Origin of the sequence: Candidatus Enterovibrio escicola (assembly GCF_002464935.1) — a bacterium.
Taxonomy (GTDB): domain Bacteria; phylum Pseudomonadota; class Gammaproteobacteria; order Enterobacterales; family Vibrionaceae; genus Enterovibrio; species Enterovibrio escicola.
In genome coordinates this window covers 1-23,632 of record NZ_NBYY01000013.1, presented here as the reverse complement: position 1 = coordinate 23,632, position 23,632 = coordinate 1, and the positions used below count along the sequence as shown (strand labels likewise).

Here is a 23,632-nt window from a genome sequence, read left to right as displayed (position 1 = left end):
CACCACATATGTTTTACTGGATAAAAATATGAATAGTATCCATCGGTGGCTTTTCGCTTAGCACGCAGTGTCGCTTTAAACATCAGATCATAACCATTTAATACACTTTGCTTATGAAAGGGTATAGCTAGGGGTATACCCAGCCCTGTTCACTCTTCCAACCAAATATTATTTGAGGTTTAAAACCGTGTTGTTGATTAAATCACGGTCTATAACGAATTGCTTTAATCAACAACACCCTCACTAATCGTAAATTCTGGCATTTCTAGACGATGGAATTCCAATCCTTGTTTAAGGTGTCGTTGCATAAAACCAGAAACAGAAATGTAATTTTGTTCTGACCTCAACATCCCAATTGCACCTCCAGTATAGGCGATATAATGTGTTTTCTTTCCATTTTCACAAATTAAATTTATACCAAAGTTTAGGTCGTAGGATACGTATCCTTTCCATAAAAAACCAACAGATTTCTGAGAAGTTTCTAGTTTTCATAATAACTGCAATTTGGACACATTGTGTAGCGTCCATTAGGATCATTTAGGTTATTAAAGTTATTTATCTCGACAAAGGTTGAATCAAAAAACTGTTTGACTACTGACAAAATTTCAAACTTCATATTAACGCCGATAGTCACAATTGCTTGACTGATCATATCATAAATAAACTGCTGTGCTGGTTGGAGTGGTTCTTCTATCCAGTTCAGTGAATAGTCATCAATGTTAGCAAGTTTGGCCGCAACCACAACCGCATCATCAAAATCACCCATTTGATCAACCAAACCTAGTTTCATCGCATCATACCCTGTCCATATACGACCTTGCGCGACATGATCCATATTATCAATGGACAAATTACGTTGGCGCGCCACCAGCTCAATGAAGCGTTGGTAACCATTTTCTATACCCATTTGCATACTTTTACTGACTTCCTCAGGAAGTGCACGGGTCACACCAACTCCTGAAAGCATCGTTGTACCAACACCATCGCTATAAACACCATATTTTGCGAGTGCATCTTCAAAGGTAGTAAGGATGCCAAAGATACCAATAGAACCCGTAATAGTGATGGGTTGAGCCAAAATTTGGGTCGCACTAGTGGCAATCCAATAGCCACCTGATGCAGCAACACCAGACATGGATACCACCACTGGCTTACCAGCTTCTTTTAGGGCTTCCACTTCGTTGCGGATAACTTCTGAAGCGAAAGCACTTCCGCCAGTACTATCAACACGAAGTATAACGGTTTTAATAGCATCGTCCAAACGGGATTCGCGTAACAAAGCAGCCGTAGTGTCACCACCAACAGTCCCTTCTGTTTCATAACCGTTAATTATGACACCACTGGCCACAACGACTGCAATTTGATCTGCTTTAGGTGGTTTAAGCTCCGTTATATTGTAGTCATAAATACTGACATAATTAAAACTATCTTCACCATCGCTGCCGAACATGTCAGCAAGCTTGGTACGTATTTGTTGTCTAGTTAATAATTCATCGACAAGACCGAGATTTTGCGATAACTTGGCGAAATCCCCTTTCGCTACTTTTAGCATATCTAGTAGGACTTCCGAATCCTGAGAGAGTGTTTCAGCGGCAATGCCACGATTATTTGCAACATCACCAACGAACGCACTCCAAAGTTGGTTTAACCATACAGCATTAGCTTCACGGGCTTCTTGGGACATTTCAGTACGAGTATAAGGTTCAACAAAGGACTTATAGATGCCTACTCGAAAAACGTGGGTGGTGATATCCAAATTCTTAAGTAACTTTTTGAAATAAAGGTTGTAGGTACCGTAACCACGTAACAACACAGCTCCGTCTGGCGCCATGAATATTTCATCGGCGTAGCTAGATAAATAGTACTGACTTTGGTTGTAGTGATCCCCGATCGCGATAACAGGCTTGCTAGTTTTCTTGAATTCATTAATGGCTTTTGCCATGTAACGCAATTTGGTCAGACTAACTTCTGACATATCAGAAAGGCTTAATACCATACCATTGATATTATCGTCCTGAGCCGCTGCCCTGATTTTCTCAACAACATCAAATAACACGGTTTCCATACCAACAGAACGATTCATTAAGTTTTTAGTAACTAGATCAAAGGGATCTAGATGACGGCGTTTTTCAACAATAGAACCTGATAGATCCATAAAAAGTACGCGTTTTAGTTGTTCTTTTGATCCAGATACGGGGGTATCCTTCGCAGTTAGAGCGAAGTGAATAGCAACGATAACTCCGATAAAAAGCAAATTTAATAGTAGCTGACGAGTGAAACTCAAAATTTTCCAACACGTCTTCAATACGCTGCCTAGAATCTTAAAAAGTTTTTTCATTAGTATTTCCAGCGACTGCTATTAACCATAATCGTAACTAATCCTGTTTGGATTACCTAGCATTGATTTGTGTTGTAATAATGCAAATCAATATTTAAAGATCTAACCTTCTCGGTTTATTCAAGAGTAAAAATCGCAAATGGATGGGTAATGTGAACACAACGTAAACTCACTCCAACAACTAGGATTTAGTTTTACACAACCTGAAACCGTGTACGAGTCAAATTCATGTTCACGAGATTATAAAAAGAAGCAACGGGTCTAAAAAGCTTGTTGCTTTTTATGTTAAACGTATACAAAAGGAAGACTTAGCTTGATCGTTACAGGTATGCTGTACCTGATTTTATCATCACATACACCCATTCAGTCTGAGATCAGAAATGATTGTTAGAAAGTAACACCGCACAATCACCACTTGCTGTGTACAAGAACCCCAAAAAGTCGAACGGTATATTCTATATGCTAGACGGTGTACCATGATCTGTACTACTGAAAGTTCACATTTCATTAAGCACTAAAATAACCACTTGAAGTGGATCATGAATAAACTGAAACCAGCACAGTGCCGAATTTAAATCGGAAGAACGGACATTGAGCAAGAAAACCAGTATTGTCATAGTTTAACAGAACATAGTTCCTATGAACAACAAATCCATAAGCAGGTAAACTTTAGCCTAATCTAAACTCAGTTTTACTCAAAAAAAAACGACTCCTGATTCCTGCTATCTGTAAAATAAAGGTAGTACAAAGGTCATCATGAAAACATGATGTGCTTGATTTTTACCTAGCGCCTTAAATCTAGTCTGTAAAACTAATTTGATATCTCGACTGAATAAATTTTTGTCCGTCTTTTGTTAATCGGTAATTCATCACTCCTCCGATGGTTTTGAGCTCTGTCCTATCTAGGAAGTGGTTAGCATACATGATGTAATCTTCTAGGATCTCACATCTCCTTTTTTAAGGAAAACATGCGTTTGATTTAGAAGATAAATAATCTCTTGAAATGTGTTAGAAACTGCACGGTGTAAATTATTTTTATTTGTAGGGCATCCCCATGTATTTTCATTATTTTATCACTGAGGTAAAGCCTACCAATACTACCAGCTCTAACAATATAGAATCAAACATACAACCCTTCTGCTTCAGAGCTATGGTCAAATCAGGTGTACAGCTTCCAGATTAGTATCCTGATGATTTACGTTTATTTCACGAATGCCATCTCTGAATTTCACACTTTGATGAGATCCGCAAGTAATTTAAAACCTCACAGACTCCGCCAGTTAACCTCATCGGTTCGCATCAGTTTGCAGGCCATTGCCAATGTCGTTTTTCGGCTTCCACAATTCTTGGTTTTGTTTGTTCCTAGCCTCACCGTTGCAAACATTGATTCAATAGAGTTTGTCGTTCGAATATGTATCCAATACTCGGCGTGGAAATCGTAAAATACCAGCATACCTAGTTTATCTTTGGTCAGGCACTCCGCTGCTTTGAGATATTTAGCACCATATCGTGTTTAGAACTGGCCGAAGGCTTTTTGTGCCTTTTGTTGTGTCTCCGCTATCTAGATAGCGTGAAGCCTTTTTTTCATTCTTGGTTGAACATACTTTGGGACTTTATTTAATACATTGCCCATTTTATGTACCCAGCAGCACTGATGACGCGTCGTTGGCCGATGCTTTGTTACTGCATTCCAAAAACCGAAAGCACCATCATTAACGGCGAGTTCAGAAGCAAAACTGATACCTTGGTACGTTAGCGATGCCAGAACTTCAAGCCAACTGACCTCTGATTCCCTGTACCCATCGACAACGACTAGCATTTCCTTGCAGCTGACGTCATCCACGCCGATGACAACAAGCGGGCAAAGCTTATCATCCATCCAGACTTTGCAGTAAATAACATCGGCCAAAATGTAGACATACCGCCGTTTATTTAAGTCTCGCTTACACAGCTGGTCGTATTCTGCTTCCCACTGCTGCGTGAGTCGAGAAACACTGCTTGCGGACAACTCCTTGGTTTGATTACCTAAGAGTGATTTCAAGGCGGCTGTATATCGCCCGTAGAGATCCCCCTCAGATAGAGCCGAGGGATAAGCTCTTCTCTGTTTTTGGTTCGCTTGAGATAGAGCGTAACTAATGTGCTATTGAACTTGATTCCGCTCCCTGTTCTATCTCAAACCTTTGAGACTTTGACGGTAATGTCGCCGAATCCAGTTTGTAGGTGCCGCTAAGGCAAATGGCCATTACGAACCACTCCCTGCCTTCCATTAGCTTGAAGTCATGTAAAATTATCGAGCAAGGATTGAACCTCGGATTCTATAACTTAAGTCAACAACTGCGGCGCGCCTTGTTTCAGCAGTTCATTAAGCAAGTTTTCTAGTTTATGAAGCTCGATAACGTTATGATTATTATCCATGTGGTGTATTCCTTGTGGGTTGTTGATCTAACGAGATCAATCAACAGGTTACACCTCATTATCAATGACCAAGGTGGCATTATCTCAGTCAAAGTGACGACGGCTAACGTGGATGATAAGAAGCCTGTGCCGAAAACGGCTAACGAACTTTGGGGGTGTTTATATGGAGACAAAGATTATATCTCTGGTCCATTGGAGTGGGAACTAGCAGACAAGGGAGTGACACTGATAACTGGTGTCAAAAAAATATGAAACCCTAAGTAATGAAACTTTAGGACCGCCTGATGCTCCGGAAACGGTTTATTATTGAAACCGTTTTTAACCAACTAAAAATATCTCCCAAATTGAGCATTCTCAGTACCGTAGCTGTATCAGCTTTATGGTTAATTTGCTGGTGGGGATTATCACGTCTTCATGTCAACTAAAGAAACCGAGCATCAAGATGACTTATCTTGATAAGTAAGCGCTTATGCAGATCTAAGGTTAATTACAATGCTCAAGTTGGTGAAGAACTGTAAATGTGGAGGCAATTAACAAAGTTATAAAACTCGATATATTTATTCGCCAGCAGACAAATTAAGACTGTAAAAAATCTTGGGATCAGTGCGTCACTGGCCTGCTTTAATCAACAACTCCTCACAATAAACCTATTGAATACATAACCTAGCTCGAGAAGTTATTATGTTATGTAAAGGTAGGGGTATCAAACGTCATTCTTAATGAAACTCGTAACGTATATGGCGGAATCCAATCCAAACCACTTAATACATGTGGATGATCTAACGACAAACTCTGTAAAAGTTGATCAGACAAGCTTTTCTTCCCCACCGCGATTAAAAGACAAGAAAGTAAACGAGGATTTAACGAAAAATTAATGATTCTTTTTCTCATAGCATAAGCAATTTCATTGGAAAATTCACGTATAGATACAGTATCACAATCACTAGGTAGGAATACTTTTCCTGAAGCAAGTGAGCTACGTGCACATACAAGAAGAAAATCAGCTAAATTAAATACTGAAATAAAATCTTTTTTATTATGCACATTTCCAAACGGGAGCACACCAACATATTTAATCCACTTAGTCAATAAAGCAAAATTTCCTAGAGCCTTTGGACCATAAACAAGGGGAGGTCTAACAATTACTAGCTCTAACGCAAGAGCCACACACGTATCACTTAATTCCTTTTCTGTTGCTAATTTTAATTCAGAGTATATGTTATGTGGCTTTGGTATGCTATCTGGCGTAAATGATATATCTAGGCTGGAATTTCCATTCACACCAATAGAACTCACAAAAACAAAACGCCTTACTCCTGCAATAGCTGCTTCCTTGGCTAAATGTATAGTGGCTCTGATATTAACTTTCTGTAGTTCTTCAAAGGTGATAGGAGAATTATGAGTAACTCCAGCTAAATGAATTATAACATCAATTCCAGTAAGAAGATGAGACCAATCGGTCAGGGTTCCAAGTTCATCATAGTAGACTGCATCTGCAAAGAGTCCTTTATGTTTAGTACGTAGCGCAGGGATCAGTTCATTGCTTTGATTCACTACTTGTCGACCGATGAAACCATTAGCTCCTGTTACTAAAATTTTCATAATTTATCAAAATCCATGGAACACTAGTTATCCTCAAAGTTTACCCGTTTTTTTCCATAGATACTCTGTATGCGCTCGAGTAACATTGGACACAGTTTTAGAGTTCTTCCAAAATAATCTTTCTGATTCATTTGGTGCTAGACCATCCATTGTATTGACGGGTCTGGTCTAGGGTATCCACATGAGTGTTCATCATTTGATCACTGAAGTAAAGCTTACCAGTAATACTCTCTCCAAAACTGGGTTACAGGTAATACCGATGAACCATTCAACTTATTGACTACAAAACCGATTGGATGAGGGTGATTCATTTAACTAAATCATTAGAACACTTGGTTGTACTCACTCCACGATCAGCCAAGATTTCAATAATGGTATGCTATATCGTTTAGTTTATATAAAGAACTTGCAGAAGTACTAAGTGCAGATGTGTATCTTGCCCATATTTATTCCTAATGGAAAGTAGTTCGAATTATAATTTCGCATGTTGTTATGGAAATTTGCCTAGAAATGGATAGATTTACGGATAGTAAGCGATGATATGCATCATATAAGAATAAATTCAAGGCTAGAGTCTTAAAGTCTTTGTATTGAGATACATTAATGTAGTTCCCAATGAACTCCGGCAGGATTCAGCGTAAAGAATCTCGCTTTTGAGATGAATTTACGATGAAATATCCGCGAAATGGGCAATAACGAAAAGTATGAGAACTCAATCATTATACCTAGGAGAACAAAACTATGTTAGAAGGTAAAAAGGTTCTCATTGTTGAAAGTGATCCCATATTTAGCCAGATTATTGCAGGTTTTCTTCGTCTTGAGGGGTGTATTGTTAGAGATGCGAAAACTGGTCTAGATGGACTGAAGTCCTTGGAAGAAAGAATGCCAGATTTACTGCTCAGCGATTTATCTATGCCAGTGATAACAGGTTTGGAATTTGTTGAAGAAGTTAGCCTAAAATATCCGATGCTTCCAGTTATTGTTATTTCTGGAACAGCGTGTATGTCAGATATCGCACAAACTATACGATACGGAGTAAAAGATTTTCTAATCAAACCTATTGATGATATCTTAGAGGTGAAGTCTGCCATCCTTTCAGTACTAGAAGTATCAGATAATTGTTTACATAATGATACTGACTTCTCCCAACAGTGGTTTAAAGTGTCTCAACGTGTTGAACAACCGCTTACGGATGAACTTAGGTGGCATTTAGACGACCTCTTAGACAACCAGAGGAGTGCTCGAGATCTCCTTATGGGATTGATGCCAAAGACTAATTCACAACAAGGGGATTGGCGACTTTCCTACCACGCATTACAATCAGTAGATTCAGATCCTATTGTACTGGATTATACATGGTTCATGGAGGGTCCAATGGTTTTTTACATGCTTGATAGTGGATCAGCTGGAAAGAATGGGACTGCCACAATTTTGATGATCCGCGCTTTCTTTAATGAATATATCCGCTCTCAAGATCCAAGTGGAAGAGGGCTTATTCAACTTGTTCATAAAATTGAAGATGCGATTAAAAAGTCCAGCTATGCTAGCCCCATCTGCGCCTTATTTGGCATTCTCAATGCCACAGATAGCAAGCTTGATGTTTTGTCAGCGGGTCTAAATGCTATTTTAGATGGTTTAGGCAACACCATCATTGTAAGAAATGATTATTTACTTGGTATCAATGCTTCGAGTATCTGTTTTCAAAACATAGATCTTTCAGCTGGCCGTGTTCGAATATCACTCAGTGAGGTTGGTTTTACGAATTTTAGCTTGAATATTCAAAGGCTAGTGCCCTCCGTCAGGTGAAAGGTACAATCTAGCGAAGAGCCAGCCAGACTAAAGTACAACACACGCTTCAATTGCTTCCAGTGTGTCTCTACGCTTATGAAAACTTGCATTATCCATCACAATCATAGTTTGCTCTGGAACTTTTGGAAGTAAATCTTGTTCGATCCATGCGTGAAATACCTCTGCATTAACGCTTCTAATTACTTAAGCTAAGCATTAGAAATGTATAATTGATGATAGCACCATGGTGTTAACTCTTCCTGTCGAGTGCCCATCATCAACTCCATAGCATTGACTTCCTTTTTCAGAGTAACCATGCGTTTGAGGCATGCTCTTGGCAAACCAAGTTTCATATAAGTAAATAATGAGTTTACCTTTTTCTTGATGTTTATCTATTTTTTCGCTGAAGTCTTGGCGTTTTTCTTTACAAGCTTTAGGGTAAAACCAAACCTTTTAAAGGTAATACTGAAGCACTTCAATGCATAGTGAATCGCAGATTGAGTGACATTAAGGTGTTTGCTCGCTCCCACTGGTAATCATCAAAAAACTCCTCTACATCCTTAAGTAAAATATTCTCATCAATTTTTGTAGCGGTTTATTTCTGGTAATATAAAGCTCTATCTTATTAATCTAATGAAATTGGATCCGCATTCCAACATCAAGATGAATGCTTGTCTGTTCAAACGTTCATTCGTGTTCTTCTTTAGTAAACCAGAACTTGCTGGCCAAAATCTAAATTAACCTAAGCGCTTGCTTATCAAGCCGAGTCATCTTAATACTCGGCTTCTTTGGTTTGAATGAAAACGCGATGAGCCCTGCCTGAAAGTTGACCATAAAGCTGATACAACTACGGTGTCGTAAATGCTCGATTTAGGAGATATTTCTTAGTTGGTTAAAAACAGTTTCAATAATAAATCGTTTCCAGAGCATCAGGTGTTTCCAAAGTTTCATCACTTTGGGTTTCATTTTTTTTCATACCCGTTATCAGTGTCACTCCCTTGTCTGCAAGTCCCCGCTCCAATAAACCAGAGATATAACCTTTATCTCTGTATAAACACCCCCAAAGCTCGTCAACCATTTCCAATACAGGTTTTTTATCATCCACGTTAACCGTCGTCACTTTGACTGAGATAATACCACCTTGGTCATTGATAATGAGGTGTAATTTGAAACCGTAGAACCACCACATCGTTCCTTTTCCTGGCTTCGCGGTACCTTTAAAAACCTTATGTCTGAGAATGCGGTGGTTATAACCAACCTATAGCTTGGATAAATCAACAAAGGCAATTCCTATTGACCTTGCCTGCCGGTGAGTGAGGTAAGAGCAAAAAGGAACCAGAACACCTTGCATGAACTTGAGCATCTTCGTGTAGCTAACTAATTCAGGAAATTCGTTGGTGAGGTAGCGACAAACAAAGTGGATGGAATAGGTTTTGAAGTCTCGATACCCCGATTGATCGAAAGTTATCACTTCTCTAACGGAGAGGAGAGAAGGCTTATTTCTTTGTTTGATACCTGAAGAAATGAGGTGTTTTTTCCATGCAGGGAGGAAAGTCAGGTAGAAGTCGTAGACATCGACGAAAACAGCGTCTGAATTTTCATGCCCAAGTCCTTAATGCAGTCAATAGTCTTTTTTAAATAGTTAGATCGCAACTTTAGCATCTAGTTCATTTCTCATACGTAATCTACGTTAACCAAATCAACTCAACGTGACCATTGTTACATAAAAGATAATTGATGATAAAATCTTTTTTTTGGGGCTCACTCCTAGAAAAGGAGTGGTCGTATATCAATAAGTTGCTTTCCGTCTAGAAAATGAATCTTTTATGGATTACAAATCCTGTTAGGATACATGATATTTGTAGTAGTAGGCAACTGGGTGCCGTTGTTTCCCAAATATCTGAACTCATCGCAATTCCTGCGATTAGATCATAATGGAGTTAAAATGGAGGGGATAATGGCAAAGGCCAAGTACAAGATCAGCAACTGGAAACAATATAATCAAGCATTAATAAACCAAGGTTCAGTCACTTTTTGGATAGACGTAGCTGCCATTAAGGCAGGGCATTGTCTAAAGTATCACGGTCATCGTAACCGAAGATTTCTATCTTCGGATACCTTGATTGAAATGGTACTGATGGTGAAAAATATTTTTAAGCTCCCACTTCGTGGATTAAAAGGCTTTATCAATTCGGTTTTTACGTTGAAGAAGGTTCCACCGAGATCCCCTACATACACTTGCATTAGTAAGTGTTCGAAGACCGTAAAAGTTAGGTACCGTTTACCGAGTCGAGGAGCTGTCTCCTACGTCGTTATTGATGCCACAAGCCTAAAGGTATACGGTGAAAGGTGAATGGAAAACACGTTAAAACGGTAAGGAGAAGCAGCGTATCTGGCTCAAACTCCATCTTGCCATTGATATATCTACTCATGAGGTTATTGCTGCAGAAGTTAGCCTATTTTCTATGAGTGATAATGAGGTTTTACCTATATTGCTTAACCCATTAAGATGAAAGATACAGCAAGTCATTTCTGATGGATCCTATGACATAAGAGCGTCTCACCACGGACTGAAAAACAAAGGAATAACGCCCAGTATTCAACCTCGAAGCAATGCAGGGGACTGGGAGAAAGGCCATCCTAGAAATGAAGTTATAAAGGCGTTAAAAGATGACAAACAGGCGGAGTGAAAAAAGGACAGGGATTATCACAAACACTCATTAGCAGAAATAGCTATATTTCGCTATACAGAGTTGCTCAACCCTAAACTCACTCTTTGTGATTACAATGCTTAAGTTGGTAAAGTTCTGGCAAATGTGAAAGCCTTAAATAAAATTATAAGACTCTATTATGTCTGTTTGCCAGTAGACAAATTAAGACTGTAATAAATATTGGGATCAGTGAGTTATAGGCCTGATTTAATCAACAACGCCCAATTAGGTTTCAAAACATACTGACGAATCATTCAACTTATTGAATACATATTCAAAATATATTAGGTGGGATAACACCATTTGAAAGTCTTTACTGGCAAGTATATTACCCTTATTATTTGCAGCAAGCAGGCAATACAATGAAAATAGTAGTTACAGGTGGAGCAGGTTTCATTGGATCTGCTGTTGTTAGAAATATTATCAATAATACTAATGATGAAGTTGTAAATGTTGATAAATTGACATATGCGGGGAATCTAGACTCTCTTAAGGATGTTGCTCAAAACTTAAGATATACGTTTGAGAAAGTAGATATTTGTAATCGTATTGAACTGGATCGAGTTTTCTCTAAGCACAAACCTGATGCAGTCATGCACCTAGCTGCTGAATCACATGTAGATCGCTCTATTGATGAACCAACTACCTTTATCGAAACTAATATTGTTGGCACCTATATATTGCTTGAAGCGACACGGTCATATTGGATGAAGTTAAATGATGAATTAAAAGGTTCATTCCTATTTCATCATATCTCAACAGATGAAGTTTATGGTGATTTGGACGGTACTCAGGATTTATTTAATGAAGAGACCTCTTACAAACCATCCAGTCCTTATTCAGCCTCTAAGGCATCGAGCGACCACTTAGTTCGAGCATGGCAACGTACATACGGATTACCGATTATTGTGACAAACTGCTCTAATAACTATGGTCCGTATCATTTCCCAGAGAAACTGATTCCTTTGATGATTCTGAATGCTTTGGCTGGTAAACCACTACCTGTGTATGGTGATGGTTTGCAAATTCGTGATTGGCTCTTTGTGGAAGACCATGCTCGGGCGCTGTATAAAGTCCTAACCGAAGGTAGGAGGGGTGAAACGTACAATATCGGAGGATATAGCGAGAAAGCAAATATTGAAGTTGTAAGGTACATATGTACGCTCTTAGAAGATTTAGCACCAAATAGGCCTGATGGTGTCACACGCTATATAGATCTCATTACCTATGTAAAAGATCGCCTCGGCCATGATGCTCGGTATGCAATAAATGCAACAAAAATATATTCTGAATTGGGATGGAAACCGGAAGAAACGTTTGAGTCTGGTATTAGTAAGACCATCACATGGTATTTAGACAATAAGATCTGGTGGAGCCGCGTATTAGATGGTTCTTATAACCTTTAGTGTTTGGTGAAGGAGAAGAAAGATAATGAAAGGTATTGTTCTTGCAGGGGGATCTGGCTCTCGTCTTTATCCAATTACTCTCGGTGTATCCAAGCAGTTGCTTCCTGTCTACGATAAGCCAATGATTTACTATCCTATTTCTACGTTAATGTTGGCTGGTATTAAAGAAATACTAATCATCACAACATCTGAGGACATCGAAAGCTTTAAGCGACTTCTGGGTAACGGAATGGATTTTGGAATTGAGTTACAGTATAAAATACAACCAAACCCAGATGGGTTAGCACAAGCATTCTTAATTGGTGATGAATTCATTGGAGATGACAGCGTTTGTTTGGTATTAGGCGACAATATTTTCTGGGGGCAGGGATTTTCACCTAAATTAATTAGTGCTGCTAATCGACCATCTGGTGCAACTGTATTTGGTTATCAAGTTAAAGATCCAGAGCGTTTTGGCGTGGTAGAATTTGATAAAAATCACAAAGTTGTGTCAATTGAAGAAAAACCAGTTACTCCAAAATCTAATTTTGCGGTTACTGGGCTGTACTTCTACGATAATAATGTTGTTGAATATGCGAAGAGAGTCACACCATCTGTTAGGGGTGAATTAGAAATCACTTGTTTAAATCAGATGTATCTTCAAAAGGGGAAACTTAATGTTGAACTTCTTGGCCGAGGATTCGCTTGGTTGGATTCAGGTACTTATGGAAGCTTACTTGAAGCATCTACATTTGTAGAAACGATAGAGCGACGGCAAGGATTTAAGATTGCCTGCTTAGAAGAGATTGCTTGGCATAATGGCTGGATGAGTGATGATTTGCTATTAAAAGCTTCGAGTAAATATAAAAAGAACAGCTATGGAAAATATCTCGAAGAATTGTTCCGGGGGGGGCATGTCACTAGTTAAGATAATTAAAATTGAATCTTTAGGCGATGAACGAGGAAATCTAGCCACTATCGAAGGTAATAACAATATTCCATTCGATATAAAACGTGCATATTACTTATTTAATACAGAGAAAGGTGTATCTAGAGGGTTCCATGCACATAAAAAATTAAAACAAATCGCGATTTGCTTAAAAGGAAGTTGTAAATTCATTCTTGATGATGGTCAACATAAAGATACTGTACTGTTATGCTCTCCATTGGAAGGTCTATTTATTGAGAGCATGATGTGGAGGGAAATACATGAATTTTCAGATGAATGTATCTTGCTCGTTTTAGCGAGTGAATACTATGATGAAGATGATTATATCCGAGATTATTTGATTTTCTTGAAAGAGGTAGAATTGAATGATTCATTCGTTAAGTGATGTAAAAACTAATGATATAAGCGAAAACACAATAGTTTGGTAATTTTCGGTTATTATGAAAGAGGCGTTGTTCCCCCAATATCTAAACTAATCACAGTTCCTACGATCAGATCATCATCGAATTAAGCATGAGGTGATGATGGAAAAGGGAAAGGCCAAGCACAAGATCAGCAACTGGAAACAATATAATCAAGCATTAGCAAACCGAGGCTCAATCACTGTCTAGATAGACGTCACTACCACTAAGGCATTGCCTTGTCTAAAACATCACAGCCCTCGTGGCCGTAGATTTATAGTTTCGGATACCGCGATTAACACGGCAGTGATGGTAAAAGGTATTCTCAAGCTCCTACTTCGTGGATTAGAAGGTTTTCTAAATTAGGTTTTTATATTGATGAATATCCCGCTCAAATCCTCTACATACACCTGCATTAGTAAGCGTTCGAAGACCGTAGAAGTTAAGTACCGTTTACCTAGTCGAGGAGCTATCGCCCACGTCATTATTGATATCACAGGCCTAAAGGTATACGTCTAAGATGGATAGAAAACGCGTAAACGCGGTAAGGCGAAGCGCCGTATCTGGCGCAAACTTCATCTTGCCATTGATATGTCTACTTATGAGGTTATTCCTGCAGAAGTTAGCCTAGTTTTTGTGGGGAACAAGGAGGTTTTACCTACATTGCTTAATTCATTACGACGAAAGATACAGCAAATCAGTGCTGATGGAGCCTATGACACAAGAGCCTGTCACCACGTACTGAGGAATAACACCCACTATTCCACTTCTAAGCAACACGGGATACTAGGAGGAAGAACATCCTAGAAGTTAAGCTATAAAGGCTTTAAAAGGAGACCACCTGTCGGAGTAGAAAAAAGACAGGGATTATCATAAACGCTCATTAGCAGAGACAGTATTGTTTCGCTATAAACAGTCACTCAGCCCTAAACTCACTCTTCGTAATTACAATGCTTAAGTTGGTAAAACACTGGCAAATATGAAAGCAATGAACAAAGTTATAAAACTCGGTATTCCTGTTTGCCAGCGGACAAATTAAGACTGTAAAAAAGATTTGGATCAGTAGATTATAGGCCTGATTTAATCAACAACACCTATGAAAGGTACAAAATAGGAGATCACTGCAATATATGTTCATACACTCTGATGAAAATGGATGCTATTATTAGTAATAATCTCGCCATAAAATCAGGAGTTTATATCTGGAATCATATTTTTCTAGAAGACAATGTATTTGTTAGATCGTCAGTGACATTCACCAATGATAGAGATCCAAGATCTACAGTCTATCCTGATAGGTATCCTATAACGAAAGTGTATCTTGGTGCATCAATAGGTGGAATACCACCATTTTTCTTGGAATAGTTTTAGGGAAAACTTGTATGATATGGTCAGGTACTGTAGTAACGAAAGCTGTTCCAGCTTATGCGGTTATTATTGGTAGTCCTACAAAATTGTACATTATATTAAGAATGAATAATGATTAGTTTTCTAGATTTAAAAAAGGTCAACAATCAGTACGAAACAGAACTGAAAGAGGCTTGCAACAGAGTCATAGAGTCTGGTCAATATATTGCAGGTAGTGAACTAGATAGCTTTGAAGTGGAATTTTCATCCTATTGTGGTACTAAGTATGCGGTGGGTGTGGCAAATGGCCTTGATGCCTTGAGTATCGTCTTACGTGCATGGAAGGAAATGGGGAAAATAAAAGCAGGCGATGAAGTGATTCTGTCAGCAAATACTTATATTGCTTCCGTATTTGCTATCACAGACAATGATCTTACCCCAGTTTTAGTAGAGCCCAATGACAGTACTTATAATCTAGATATACAAACGATTGAAAAATCAATTACGACAAAAACAAAGGTGATCCTTCCTGTACACTTATATGGGAGAATTAGTCCCATGAATGAAATTACACTTTTGGCGAAGAAATACAATTTATTAATTTTAGAAGATAGTGCACAATCTCATGGTGCGTCTATAAATGGTGTTAAGGCCGGTAATTTTGGTCATGCCTCTGGTTTCAGCTTTTATCCTAGTAAGAATTTAGGTGCATTAGGTGATGCTGGAGCTGTGACTACGAATGATAAACAGCTTGCTGATATTGTCAGATCTCTTGGAAATTATGGTTCTTATAAGAAATATGAAAATATTTATAAAGGGGTTAATAGTAGGTTAGATGAAATTCAAGCTGCTATGCTCAGGGTTAAGTTGAACTATCTTGATAAAGATACCGCGATAAGAAAACTAATAGCAAAAAAATATCTAGATAAGATTAAAAACCCTCTTGTGAGGTTACCTGAAAAATGTTCAGATGAAAACCATGTTTGGCACTTATTCGTAGTAAGATGTAAGAATAGACAACATTTTCAGGAATATTTAACAAATACTGGTATTTCATCTTTAATTCATTACCCAATTCCACCACACAAACAACAGGCTTATGAAGAATATAGAAATATACGACTTCCTATTACAGATAAAATACATCAGGAAGTCTTAAGTTTGCCAATCAACCCAAGCTTAAATGATGAAGAAGTAGATATTATCATAAGTTCTATAAATAATTACACGATCTAATTGGACTCGCTTTTATGTCTAAAATACTACTTTGTTTTTCCTCTCATCTATATATTGAGGATGAGTTCAAACTTACAAGTTATTATGAAGGATTGATTTCAGATCTAAACAAACATAGCAATGAGGTTCTGGTTTGTAATACAGCTGAGTTTTTATGTAAACCTTGGAATGGGAATAATGTTGAATCTAAAATCATTGATGTTGTTCGACTTAAGCAAAGAATAAAATCTTTCAATCCAGAATTAATTATCAGTTTCAATAACTCTAAACTTTCATTCCTAGAGAGTGAATTCGATTGCCCCATAATAATATGGCAAGCTGATTCATTTGAATATTATAATGATAAGGATCGATTAATAAAAGATCCTAATAGATATCTTTACTTTGGTTTATCTGAAGATGATACACCAAATTTAGTGAATATAGGTGTTAATAGAAAGAATATATTTTGTATTAAATCAGGAACTTCAGTAATAGCTGAAAAAATACCAAAAATAACGAATATAAGTTTTATAGGCAGTAACTTTATTGGAACAAGTAAACTATATGAAACATTGGTGACTAATGGTTCTAGGAAGGCTAGAGAAGCAATTAAATTCTTATCTGAAAATTTCTATATTGAACCAAGAGGATATTTAAAAGGAATAGGACTAGAAAGAATATCAAATATTTTGAATACGCAAGATATTGCTTCCATAAGCAGTTGTCAGAACCGTATTACTACATTAAATCTAATGACAGAGTTTGGATTAGACCTGTATGGTACTGATAGCTGGATTAGGACTGCAGCATATTATCCTGGTTTGGCTTTATCTTATATCCAAGAACAGAAATATTCTTTGAAGCATAATCAAGATATTTATAATAGTAGTAGACTATGCTTAAATGTTTCTCATTCACAAGCAGTTAATGCTTTTCCATGGCGAGTAATGGATATTATGGCCTCTAATGGATGTTTATTATCCAATTACAATAAGGGTCTAAAGTGTTTTCTAAAAAAATATGTAGATATACCAATGTATAAATCATGTGGAGAGGCCCATACACTAGCAAGAAAACTACTTAAAGATAAGATTTATCGTAATGAGCTTATTTTATCTTGTCAGAGGTGTATTAATGAAAATGGTAGATGGAAGCATAGATTTGCTGAGATTGAGCAATACACTAATATAAAACTTCTTAATAGTGAGAACACTGAACAGAAAGATGAAATATATTTAACACGTGATGACTTTCTCTCACCTTACTATTCCTTCTATATTAAAATGATTATAGGAACAGCAAGAATTACTCCGAGATCAATGCATGCAATCATGTATAAAATTGCTCTATCTATGGGTATTAGTATTGACTATAAAACAATTAAAAAAGTGATGGAAAAACAGAGTGTTTAAATTATTCTTTAAATTTATCGAAAAGCATGGCAAGAAATATAAATTTAGAATTTTATTGGTTCTCCTCTCATCTATTATTGCAGCCTCATTAGAGGTTATTGGTGTTGCGTTATTATATCCACTAATTACTGTAGCAATGGATCCTACTATTGTTAAGGCCGGAGGTATTATGTCACAGGTCTATAACTTCCTAGGTTTTACCTCTACGAAGTCATTTCTTGTGTTCATTTCATCCTGTGTGGGCTTCTCATTTATTCTAAAAAATATATACATGCTTATACAGCAAAGTTTCCAGTTTAATTTAATTCGTGATTGGCGAACTAATATATGCCACGACCTCATGCGTCACTATATATGTGCGCCTATGACATTTCATCTTAAGAAAGATTCTACATCAATAATTAATAACCTTACCAGTGTCGTAAGTCGAGCTGTTAATTCTTATCTAATTCAGATAATTATGCTAATATCAAACTCTGCTGTTTGTTTTGCTCTAATTAGTGTTTTATTGCTGAAATTTCCTACAATTTCTATTTTTACTGGAATCCTAGTTATTTCTCTTATCGTAGTACAAATGAAAGTTATTCGAAAAATTACAAACGCTATAAATGTTCGTTATGTAACTGTTAATCAAGAGAACCTAAAAGTTTTGACTATGGCTATTTCTGGAGTGAAAGATACAAAAATTCTAGGTAAAGAAAATATATTCTTAGAACGATATAATAAATTAAATATGGATGTTAGCGAGTTAGATAAAAATAATATGTTGGTACAATATATCCCAATTTATTTATCTGAAGCAATACTTATGCTTGGGGTTGTTGTGTTTATTTCCTATGTGATTATTAACTCCAATAACCCAGCAGATGGTATTGCTAGTATTGCAATGCTTGCTGCTATCGCCATTAGAATTTCTCCAATGATAAATCGCGTTTTATATTGTTATTCACAGATAAAATCCTCAACCAACTCAGTGGAAACTATACTTAGTGAATTTGAACTTGTAGGTAATATGACCGATAAGCATTATAAAACATTAGAATTTAAGCGTAGTATTCGCTTCGAATGTGTAGGGTTTCAATACAAAAAAAAAGTGGAAGGTGGTATTAACAATGTTAATATTGAAATTAACTCTGGTGAATTTATAGGTATTGTAGGGAAATCAGGTGCTGGAAAGACAACCTTTGTGGATGTTCTTTCTGGATTAATTATGAAAGATAAGGGTACCATTTATATAGATGATAAAGAATATACGTCAATGGATTTCATGAATATCAGGAATAGTGTAAGTTATGTAAGCCAAGCACCCTTTATCCTTAATTCATCACTGATTAATAATATTGCATTTGGTGTTTCTAATAATGAAATTATAAAATCAAGAGTTATTAAGGCGGTAAAGAAATCTGGTCTAGATGAACTGGTAGATAAACATGGGCTTGATTATCAACTTGGAGAAAATGGAAAAAACTTGTCTGGTGGTCAAAAACAACGTGTAGCAATAGCAAGAGCTTTATACTTTGATCGTAGAATTATTATTCTTGATGAAGCAACATCTTCACTAGATGCAACCACCGAAAGTGATATATCAAATGTAATTTTGTCTCTGAAAGGATCAAGAACTATTATTATAGTAGCTCATCGTTTATCAACCTTAAAATATTCAGATAGATTATTATTCTTCAAGAATGGCACAATAGTTTCAACTGGAACGTTTGAAGAGCTTTGCTCAAAGGATGTTAATTTTTCCAAGATGGTTATGTTGTCAAAATTTTAGTTATGACTGATAATAAACAAAGACCTAAAGTTGCAGTTGCAATTGCTACATATAATCATGACTGTTTTATTATTGAATGTCTTAATTCAGTTTTAAAACAGGATTATAGAAATATCGACATATATATATCAGATGATTTTTCTCAGGATGAAACTAGAAATGTTTTATTAGATTTCCTTGAATCATATTCAGGTAAGAGAAATATTTTTAGTTTTATAGAAACAAAAAATATTGGTATAGCAGGAAATTTTAATAAATTAATTCAGAGAGTTCTGATGGACTCTGATATAGATTTTATTATTCCATTTGCGGGTGATGATTTGATGATACATAACAAAGTATCTAAGCAAGTGGAACATTTACTAAATAATCCTAATTCAGTATTTTGTTATTCAAATATGGAATGGTTTAGCAATAATAGCAACAAGAAGATATTAAATCATTTCAATTTATTACTTAAACCAAGTTGTAAAATAGACCGAATCATATCGGAGGCCTTAGTCCCTACACCAACACTTTGTTTCCGTCGAAAAGTACTAGAAAAACTCAGATATAATGAAAAATTTCCTTATGTGAATGACTACTTGTTAGTAGTGGAGGCCGCTATGCTAGGAGAGGTCATTTATATTAATGAACCTCTAGTTAAGTATAGAAAACATGAGTCGAGTACAATGGAAACAGTTTTATTTCTGAATGAAAGAAGGGACGTATCTGAATTTATATACCTAAAATATGGATTCAAAGAAGCAACAATAAGATTTGCAAGAACAGCTGATTATGATTTTTTAGTTAAATCTTTGAAAGAAAAAAAATATAAAGATGCGTTCCTGAAATTTCTCAAACTCTTCCCAACATTTTTCTCTAGCAGAAAATGGGTTCTCAGATTAATTAAAATTATTATGATAGTATCAAATATGGAAACCTATTGAATACATTATCCATCGTCTAGTAAGGTGGGAAGTATTTAATGAAATTAATGACAAGTAAGAATTTAGATATATCTCAATATATCTAATAATTCCAGATTCTCATTTCTTGTCTGCTTGTAAATTAGCTTTCCATGTTTACTAACATATTTAGATGAGATTTTTTGGTTATTTATATCCTTTTCCACCATCAACGTGCCAATTTGTCGTAATATAACTCTAAATTTTTAGGTTTCAACAGCCAAATTTCTTGTAATTAAATTTTTTTATAAAAAGCGCAAATCCAATCTACCTATTAATATTTATTAGTGACCTTAGAGTTCATATGATGGTTTGTAATAAATCAGATTACTAAATCGCTGTTTAGAGACTTTAATTCATATTTGTTTCGATGAATATAGATGGTATCATTACCCTATCATCTCGGTAAATCTTTAAGTCCAGTAACTAATAGAACTTGTAATAGCTTTCCTCCATTATCTTGGAAAATATCTTTAATCCCTTAGTATTTCTCGATGTGCTCCATATCCCGTATACTAGGAAAAATAGGGTTCATCTGTTTGTATCAAAGAAAAGTTAATCGTAAAGTTTTCGAGGGTGTAGTTCAAAAGCATTAGCAATACGACACAAGGTGTCTAAGCTGGGTTCATTAAACCATAGTTTCAAGACTACTAATTTTACGATCATATAAACCAATATTTTTAGTTAATTGTTCTTGAGTTAAGTTGTTATTTTGGTGCAATCGTTCCACAGATCGCAATACATTTGTAAATGACATATCATACCTAGGAAGACATATTGGTACAGGTTACTTAAGTGATGTGACTTTTTAAGTTTTAGAAAATAAAACGCAGCAAATATTTAATATAAGTAACAGTGCTGTTGACCATGTGTACAATACAATTCTCGAAGAAGATGAAGCTATACTCAATTCTGGTAAGATAATCTAATCTTTTATTTATGAATGTAAACACTGCCAGAAGAAACTGAATTCTAATTTAACATATTATTCATGTAATGAGAAATTTATAAAAAATAGTGCTGAATTTTTAAAGGATGAACCTGTTGTAGATTTGCTAAAAATCGTTAATGTGAAACTCATTGAGAAGTAATTAAGTAAATTCAACCTTGGTCAAATTTATCTTGCTAAAGAGTAAGATATTTTGGGCGCTTTCTTAGTATTGATATTCCAAAAGATCGTAGAATGTATAAATATTCAGCATTAAAAACATGGAAACTTACATCCACAAATTAATTTTTATCTCATCGAAATACAACAGTACTTCTTGATTTATGGGAGTGTTTTTAAAAACCTGATGTCTGAGAATGACTAGGTTATGACAAACCTGTAGCTTGGACAAATCAACGAAGACAATTCCTAGCGGTGAGTGAGGTAAGAGCAAAGCTGAACCAGAACACCTTGCATGAGCTTAAGCATTTTCGTGTAGCTAACTAATTCAGGAAATTCGTTGGTGAGATAGCGGCATACAAAGTGGATGTAATAGGTTTTGAAGTCTCGATACCCCCCCAATTAATGGAAAGCTATCACTATCGTTATCACTTCGATAACTAATAGGCTAGAAGGCTTGTTTCTTTGTTTGAAACTAGAAGAAATTAAGTATTTTCCAATGAAGGGAGGAAAGTCTGGCAGAAGGCGTTGATATCGACGAAAACAACGTCTAAGTCATTCATGCCCAAGTCCTTGTGCAGTCAATAGGTTATTTCAAACGATCAAATCGCGACTTGGGCATTTAGTTCATTTCTTATGCGCAGCTAAAGTTAGTTACATAGTTGATCTCAAGAAGTCAGTTTTTTCTTCTAATGGAGAGACAAGAAAAGGCCTTGGTATTACTGCTGGAAAATCAGTTCAAAAAGTATCAGACAGATTGATTGCTGATGTGACTGCTCAAACATCTCGCACTACTACCTCAAGAACTAAAAATAAACGAGGTCATGTTTATTCCTCTGCCTTAAAATATTTATTGCCACCTTAACGCCAGAAGATGCTGAAGAATAAAATAAAAAAGCCGAAGTTAATTATATTACGGTTGAGGGGCTTGTTAGCTTAGACCAAGTATCTTTAGAATAATTAACTCAAGACTATCCAGTATCTTGGGGTGTAGATCGTATAGGGCAAAGGACTTTGCCTCTCAATAATAAATATACCTTCACCAGTGATGGTACAGGAAGTGGTGCTTATCTGCGAAGTAGATGAGTAATTGGTCTTTCATAGGTAACAAGTAAAAGATGAACTTTTAAAACAGAAACTGAAATTTGCGTTTACAGCTATTTTACTTCTGGCTTCCAAAATATATCAATGGAGTAAGAAATCACCATTGAACGCAGCAATCCAAAATTACTACATTACACCTGTCTTCTATAAGTGGAACGTTTATAAGCTTATTAAAAGAAAAGTAACCGCTATTATTAAAGCTGATTGTATGATCACTAATCATAGAGGTGATCATGTGGTAGTAACGCAACAAAGCTACGTAACAGCATCTGCGGATAACTTAGTGCATCTTGAAACTAATTCAATTGATCTGTTTTTACTGATCTACCATTCGGTTTAAATATTTTCTATGCAGACATGCATCTATTTCATGAAGCATGGTTAGAACAATATACAGATCATACTGTTGAAGATATCATTCGTATGACGGGTAAAGAAAAAATAAAAAGCAAAAAACTACAAAAAATATTCTAACACGTGCTTTTAGCGACGTTCGGCGTGTTCTAAAAGATTATAGACACTTATCTATAGGTTTTGGCATTGTTTCCTAAATATCTGAACTAACCGCAATTCCTACGATCAGATCATCCTAGAGTTAAGCGGGAGGTTATGTTGGGAAAAAAAGCCCATACGTGTCGAGGCTTTTTTTATGCTATCGCTATACAAGAGATGGGTTAGAAATCCAAACCGGAAATTTCACAACCCGTAAAACTTTTGGAGTCCTGCATAGCTAAGATTAAAGTAAAAACCACTTGAGACCAACAATCTTTTGGACTTTTCGCGGTTTTTACAATTTAATCAGGTTTGAGTTTTCAAATTTCCGTCGTGCGATTTCTTGAACTCTCTAACAGAGACGGGCGAAAAATTGGCCTTTTTCGCTCAGGTTTTATTATGTCTGATAGTTCGTAAAAACTTGGAGACAATTGGACTATATGTGACTACTCCTCGCCCTAATCGGGCGAGGCTTCTTGTTTCTTAGGCCGCAACTCGTTCGTGACGAGATTTACGCAAGCTTCCACAAGCAGTAACGACGTGTCCCGCCGCTTTTATTTCAATTATTCCTTGATGCTGAATATTCAAGGCTGCATTAATATCTCGGTCATGTTGAATGCCACAGTTAGGGCACTTCCAAT

Annotated in this window: 13 protein-coding genes and 7 pseudogenes; 11 read left to right on the top strand and 9 right to left on the bottom strand. The window is 36.4% G+C overall.

The annotated features are described in order from the left end of the window. Positions 1 to 239: 239 nt before the first annotated feature. The 3 genes and pseudogenes from ansA to BTN49_RS05435 all read right to left on the bottom strand — a co-directional run. A pseudogene (gene ansA / locus BTN49_RS19025) lies at positions 240 to 397 on the bottom strand (asparaginase); the annotation flags it as partial. An 84-nt stretch (positions 398 to 481) separates the two neighbouring features. Next, positions 482 to 2,338 (bottom strand): signal peptide peptidase SppA, encoded by a 1,857-nt coding sequence (gene sppA, locus BTN49_RS05440; RefSeq protein ID WP_097356337.1) that lies wholly within the window; start codon positions 2,336 to 2,338, stop codon positions 482 to 484. A 1,154-nt stretch (positions 2,339 to 3,492) separates the two neighbouring features. Next, a pseudogene (locus tag BTN49_RS05435) lies at positions 3,493 to 4,753 on the bottom strand (IS256 family transposase). Positions 4,754 to 4,798: 45 nt separating this feature from the next. Between BTN49_RS05435 and BTN49_RS22060 the strand changes: the two are divergent. After that, a pseudogene (locus BTN49_RS22060) lies at positions 4,799 to 5,216 on the top strand (transposase); the annotation flags it as partial. A gap of 221 nt (positions 5,217 to 5,437) precedes the next feature. Here BTN49_RS22060 and BTN49_RS05425 read toward each other — a convergent pair. Then, complete coding sequence (locus BTN49_RS05425) at positions 5,438 to 6,355, bottom strand: NAD-dependent epimerase/dehydratase family protein (RefSeq protein WP_097356335.1); 918 nt, start codon at positions 6,353 to 6,355, stop codon at positions 5,438 to 5,440. A gap of 741 nt (positions 6,356 to 7,096) precedes the next feature. Here BTN49_RS05425 and BTN49_RS05420 point away from each other — a divergent pair. Then, the gene (locus BTN49_RS05420; protein WP_097356334.1) at positions 7,097 to 8,161 is read left to right on the top strand and encodes a response regulator; all 1,065 of its coding nucleotides are present in this window, start codon (positions 7,097 to 7,099) and stop codon (positions 8,159 to 8,161) included. Positions 8,162 to 8,191: 30 nt separating this feature from the next. Here BTN49_RS05420 and BTN49_RS20510 read toward each other — a convergent pair whose 3' ends face one another. Both BTN49_RS20510 and BTN49_RS22055 read right to left on the bottom strand, forming a co-directional pair. Beyond that, a complete protein-coding gene (locus BTN49_RS20510) occupies positions 8,192 to 8,344 on the bottom strand; it encodes a transposase (protein ID WP_097356441.1) in 153 nt (50 codons plus the stop codon). 531 nt (positions 8,345 to 8,875) lie between these two features. Further along, positions 8,876 to 9,701, bottom strand: a pseudogene (locus BTN49_RS22055) (IS982 family transposase). 399 nt (positions 9,702 to 10,100) lie between these two features. Here BTN49_RS22055 and BTN49_RS15350 point away from each other — a divergent pair. The 9 genes and pseudogenes from BTN49_RS15350 to BTN49_RS05360 all read left to right on the top strand — a co-directional run bounded on the left by BTN49_RS15350 (position 10,101) and on the right by BTN49_RS05360 (position 20,269). Further along, positions 10,101 to 11,028: pseudogene (locus BTN49_RS15350) on the top strand (IS5 family transposase). Between the two features lie 188 nt (positions 11,029 to 11,216). After that, positions 11,217 to 12,260, top strand: coding sequence for a dTDP-glucose 4,6-dehydratase (gene rfbB, locus BTN49_RS05400; RefSeq protein WP_097356332.1), 1,044 nt, complete (start codon positions 11,217 to 11,219; stop codon positions 12,258 to 12,260). 25 nt (positions 12,261 to 12,285) lie between these two features. After that, positions 12,286 to 13,167 (top strand): glucose-1-phosphate thymidylyltransferase RfbA, encoded by an 882-nt coding sequence (gene rfbA, locus BTN49_RS05395; protein WP_097356331.1) that lies wholly within the window; start codon positions 12,286 to 12,288, stop codon positions 13,165 to 13,167. Beyond that, on the top strand, positions 13,154 to 13,573 hold the full coding sequence (locus BTN49_RS05390) for a sugar 3,4-ketoisomerase (protein WP_097356330.1): 420 nt from the start codon (positions 13,154 to 13,156) through the stop codon (positions 13,571 to 13,573). The genes rfbA and BTN49_RS05390 overlap by 14 nt, the downstream gene beginning before the upstream one ends. A 139-nt stretch (positions 13,574 to 13,712) precedes the next feature. After that, positions 13,713 to 14,628 (top strand): annotated as a pseudogene (locus BTN49_RS05385) (IS5 family transposase). A 440-nt stretch (positions 14,629 to 15,068) separates the two neighbouring features. Beyond that, positions 15,069 to 16,172, top strand: coding sequence for a DegT/DnrJ/EryC1/StrS family aminotransferase (locus BTN49_RS05375; protein ID WP_097356328.1), 1,104 nt, complete (start codon positions 15,069 to 15,071; stop codon positions 16,170 to 16,172). Between the two features lie 14 nt (positions 16,173 to 16,186). After that, complete coding sequence (locus tag BTN49_RS05370; protein ID WP_097356327.1) at positions 16,187 to 17,566, top strand: glycosyltransferase family protein; 1,380 nt, start codon at positions 16,187 to 16,189, stop codon at positions 17,564 to 17,566. Then, on the top strand, positions 17,559 to 19,340 hold the full coding sequence (locus tag BTN49_RS05365; RefSeq protein WP_097356326.1) for an ABC transporter ATP-binding protein: 1,782 nt from the start codon (positions 17,559 to 17,561) through the stop codon (positions 19,338 to 19,340). Before BTN49_RS05370 ends, BTN49_RS05365 begins: the two co-directional genes overlap by 8 nt. Before the next feature lie 2 nt (positions 19,341 to 19,342). Continuing rightward, positions 19,343 to 20,269, top strand: coding sequence for a glycosyltransferase (locus BTN49_RS05360; RefSeq protein WP_097356325.1), 927 nt, complete (start codon positions 19,343 to 19,345; stop codon positions 20,267 to 20,269). A gap of 415 nt (positions 20,270 to 20,684) precedes the next feature. On the opposite strand, the gene BTN49_RS20505 is transcribed toward BTN49_RS05360, so the two are convergent. The 3 genes and pseudogenes from BTN49_RS20505 to BTN49_RS20500 form a co-directional block, all read right to left on the bottom strand. Beyond that, positions 20,685 to 20,765 carry a hypothetical protein gene (locus BTN49_RS20505; protein ID WP_146679198.1) on the bottom strand — a complete coding sequence of 27 codons (81 nt, stop codon included), beginning with the start codon at positions 20,763 to 20,765 and terminating at the stop codon, positions 20,685 to 20,687. 805 nt (positions 20,766 to 21,570) lie between these two features. Continuing rightward, positions 21,571 to 21,958: pseudogene (locus tag BTN49_RS22050) on the bottom strand (IS982 family transposase); the annotation flags it as partial. A gap of 1,516 nt (positions 21,959 to 23,474) precedes the next feature. Then, positions 23,475 to 23,632 (bottom strand): zinc ribbon domain-containing protein (locus BTN49_RS20500; RefSeq protein ID WP_146678983.1); only part of this gene is annotated, 158 nt, incomplete at its 5' end.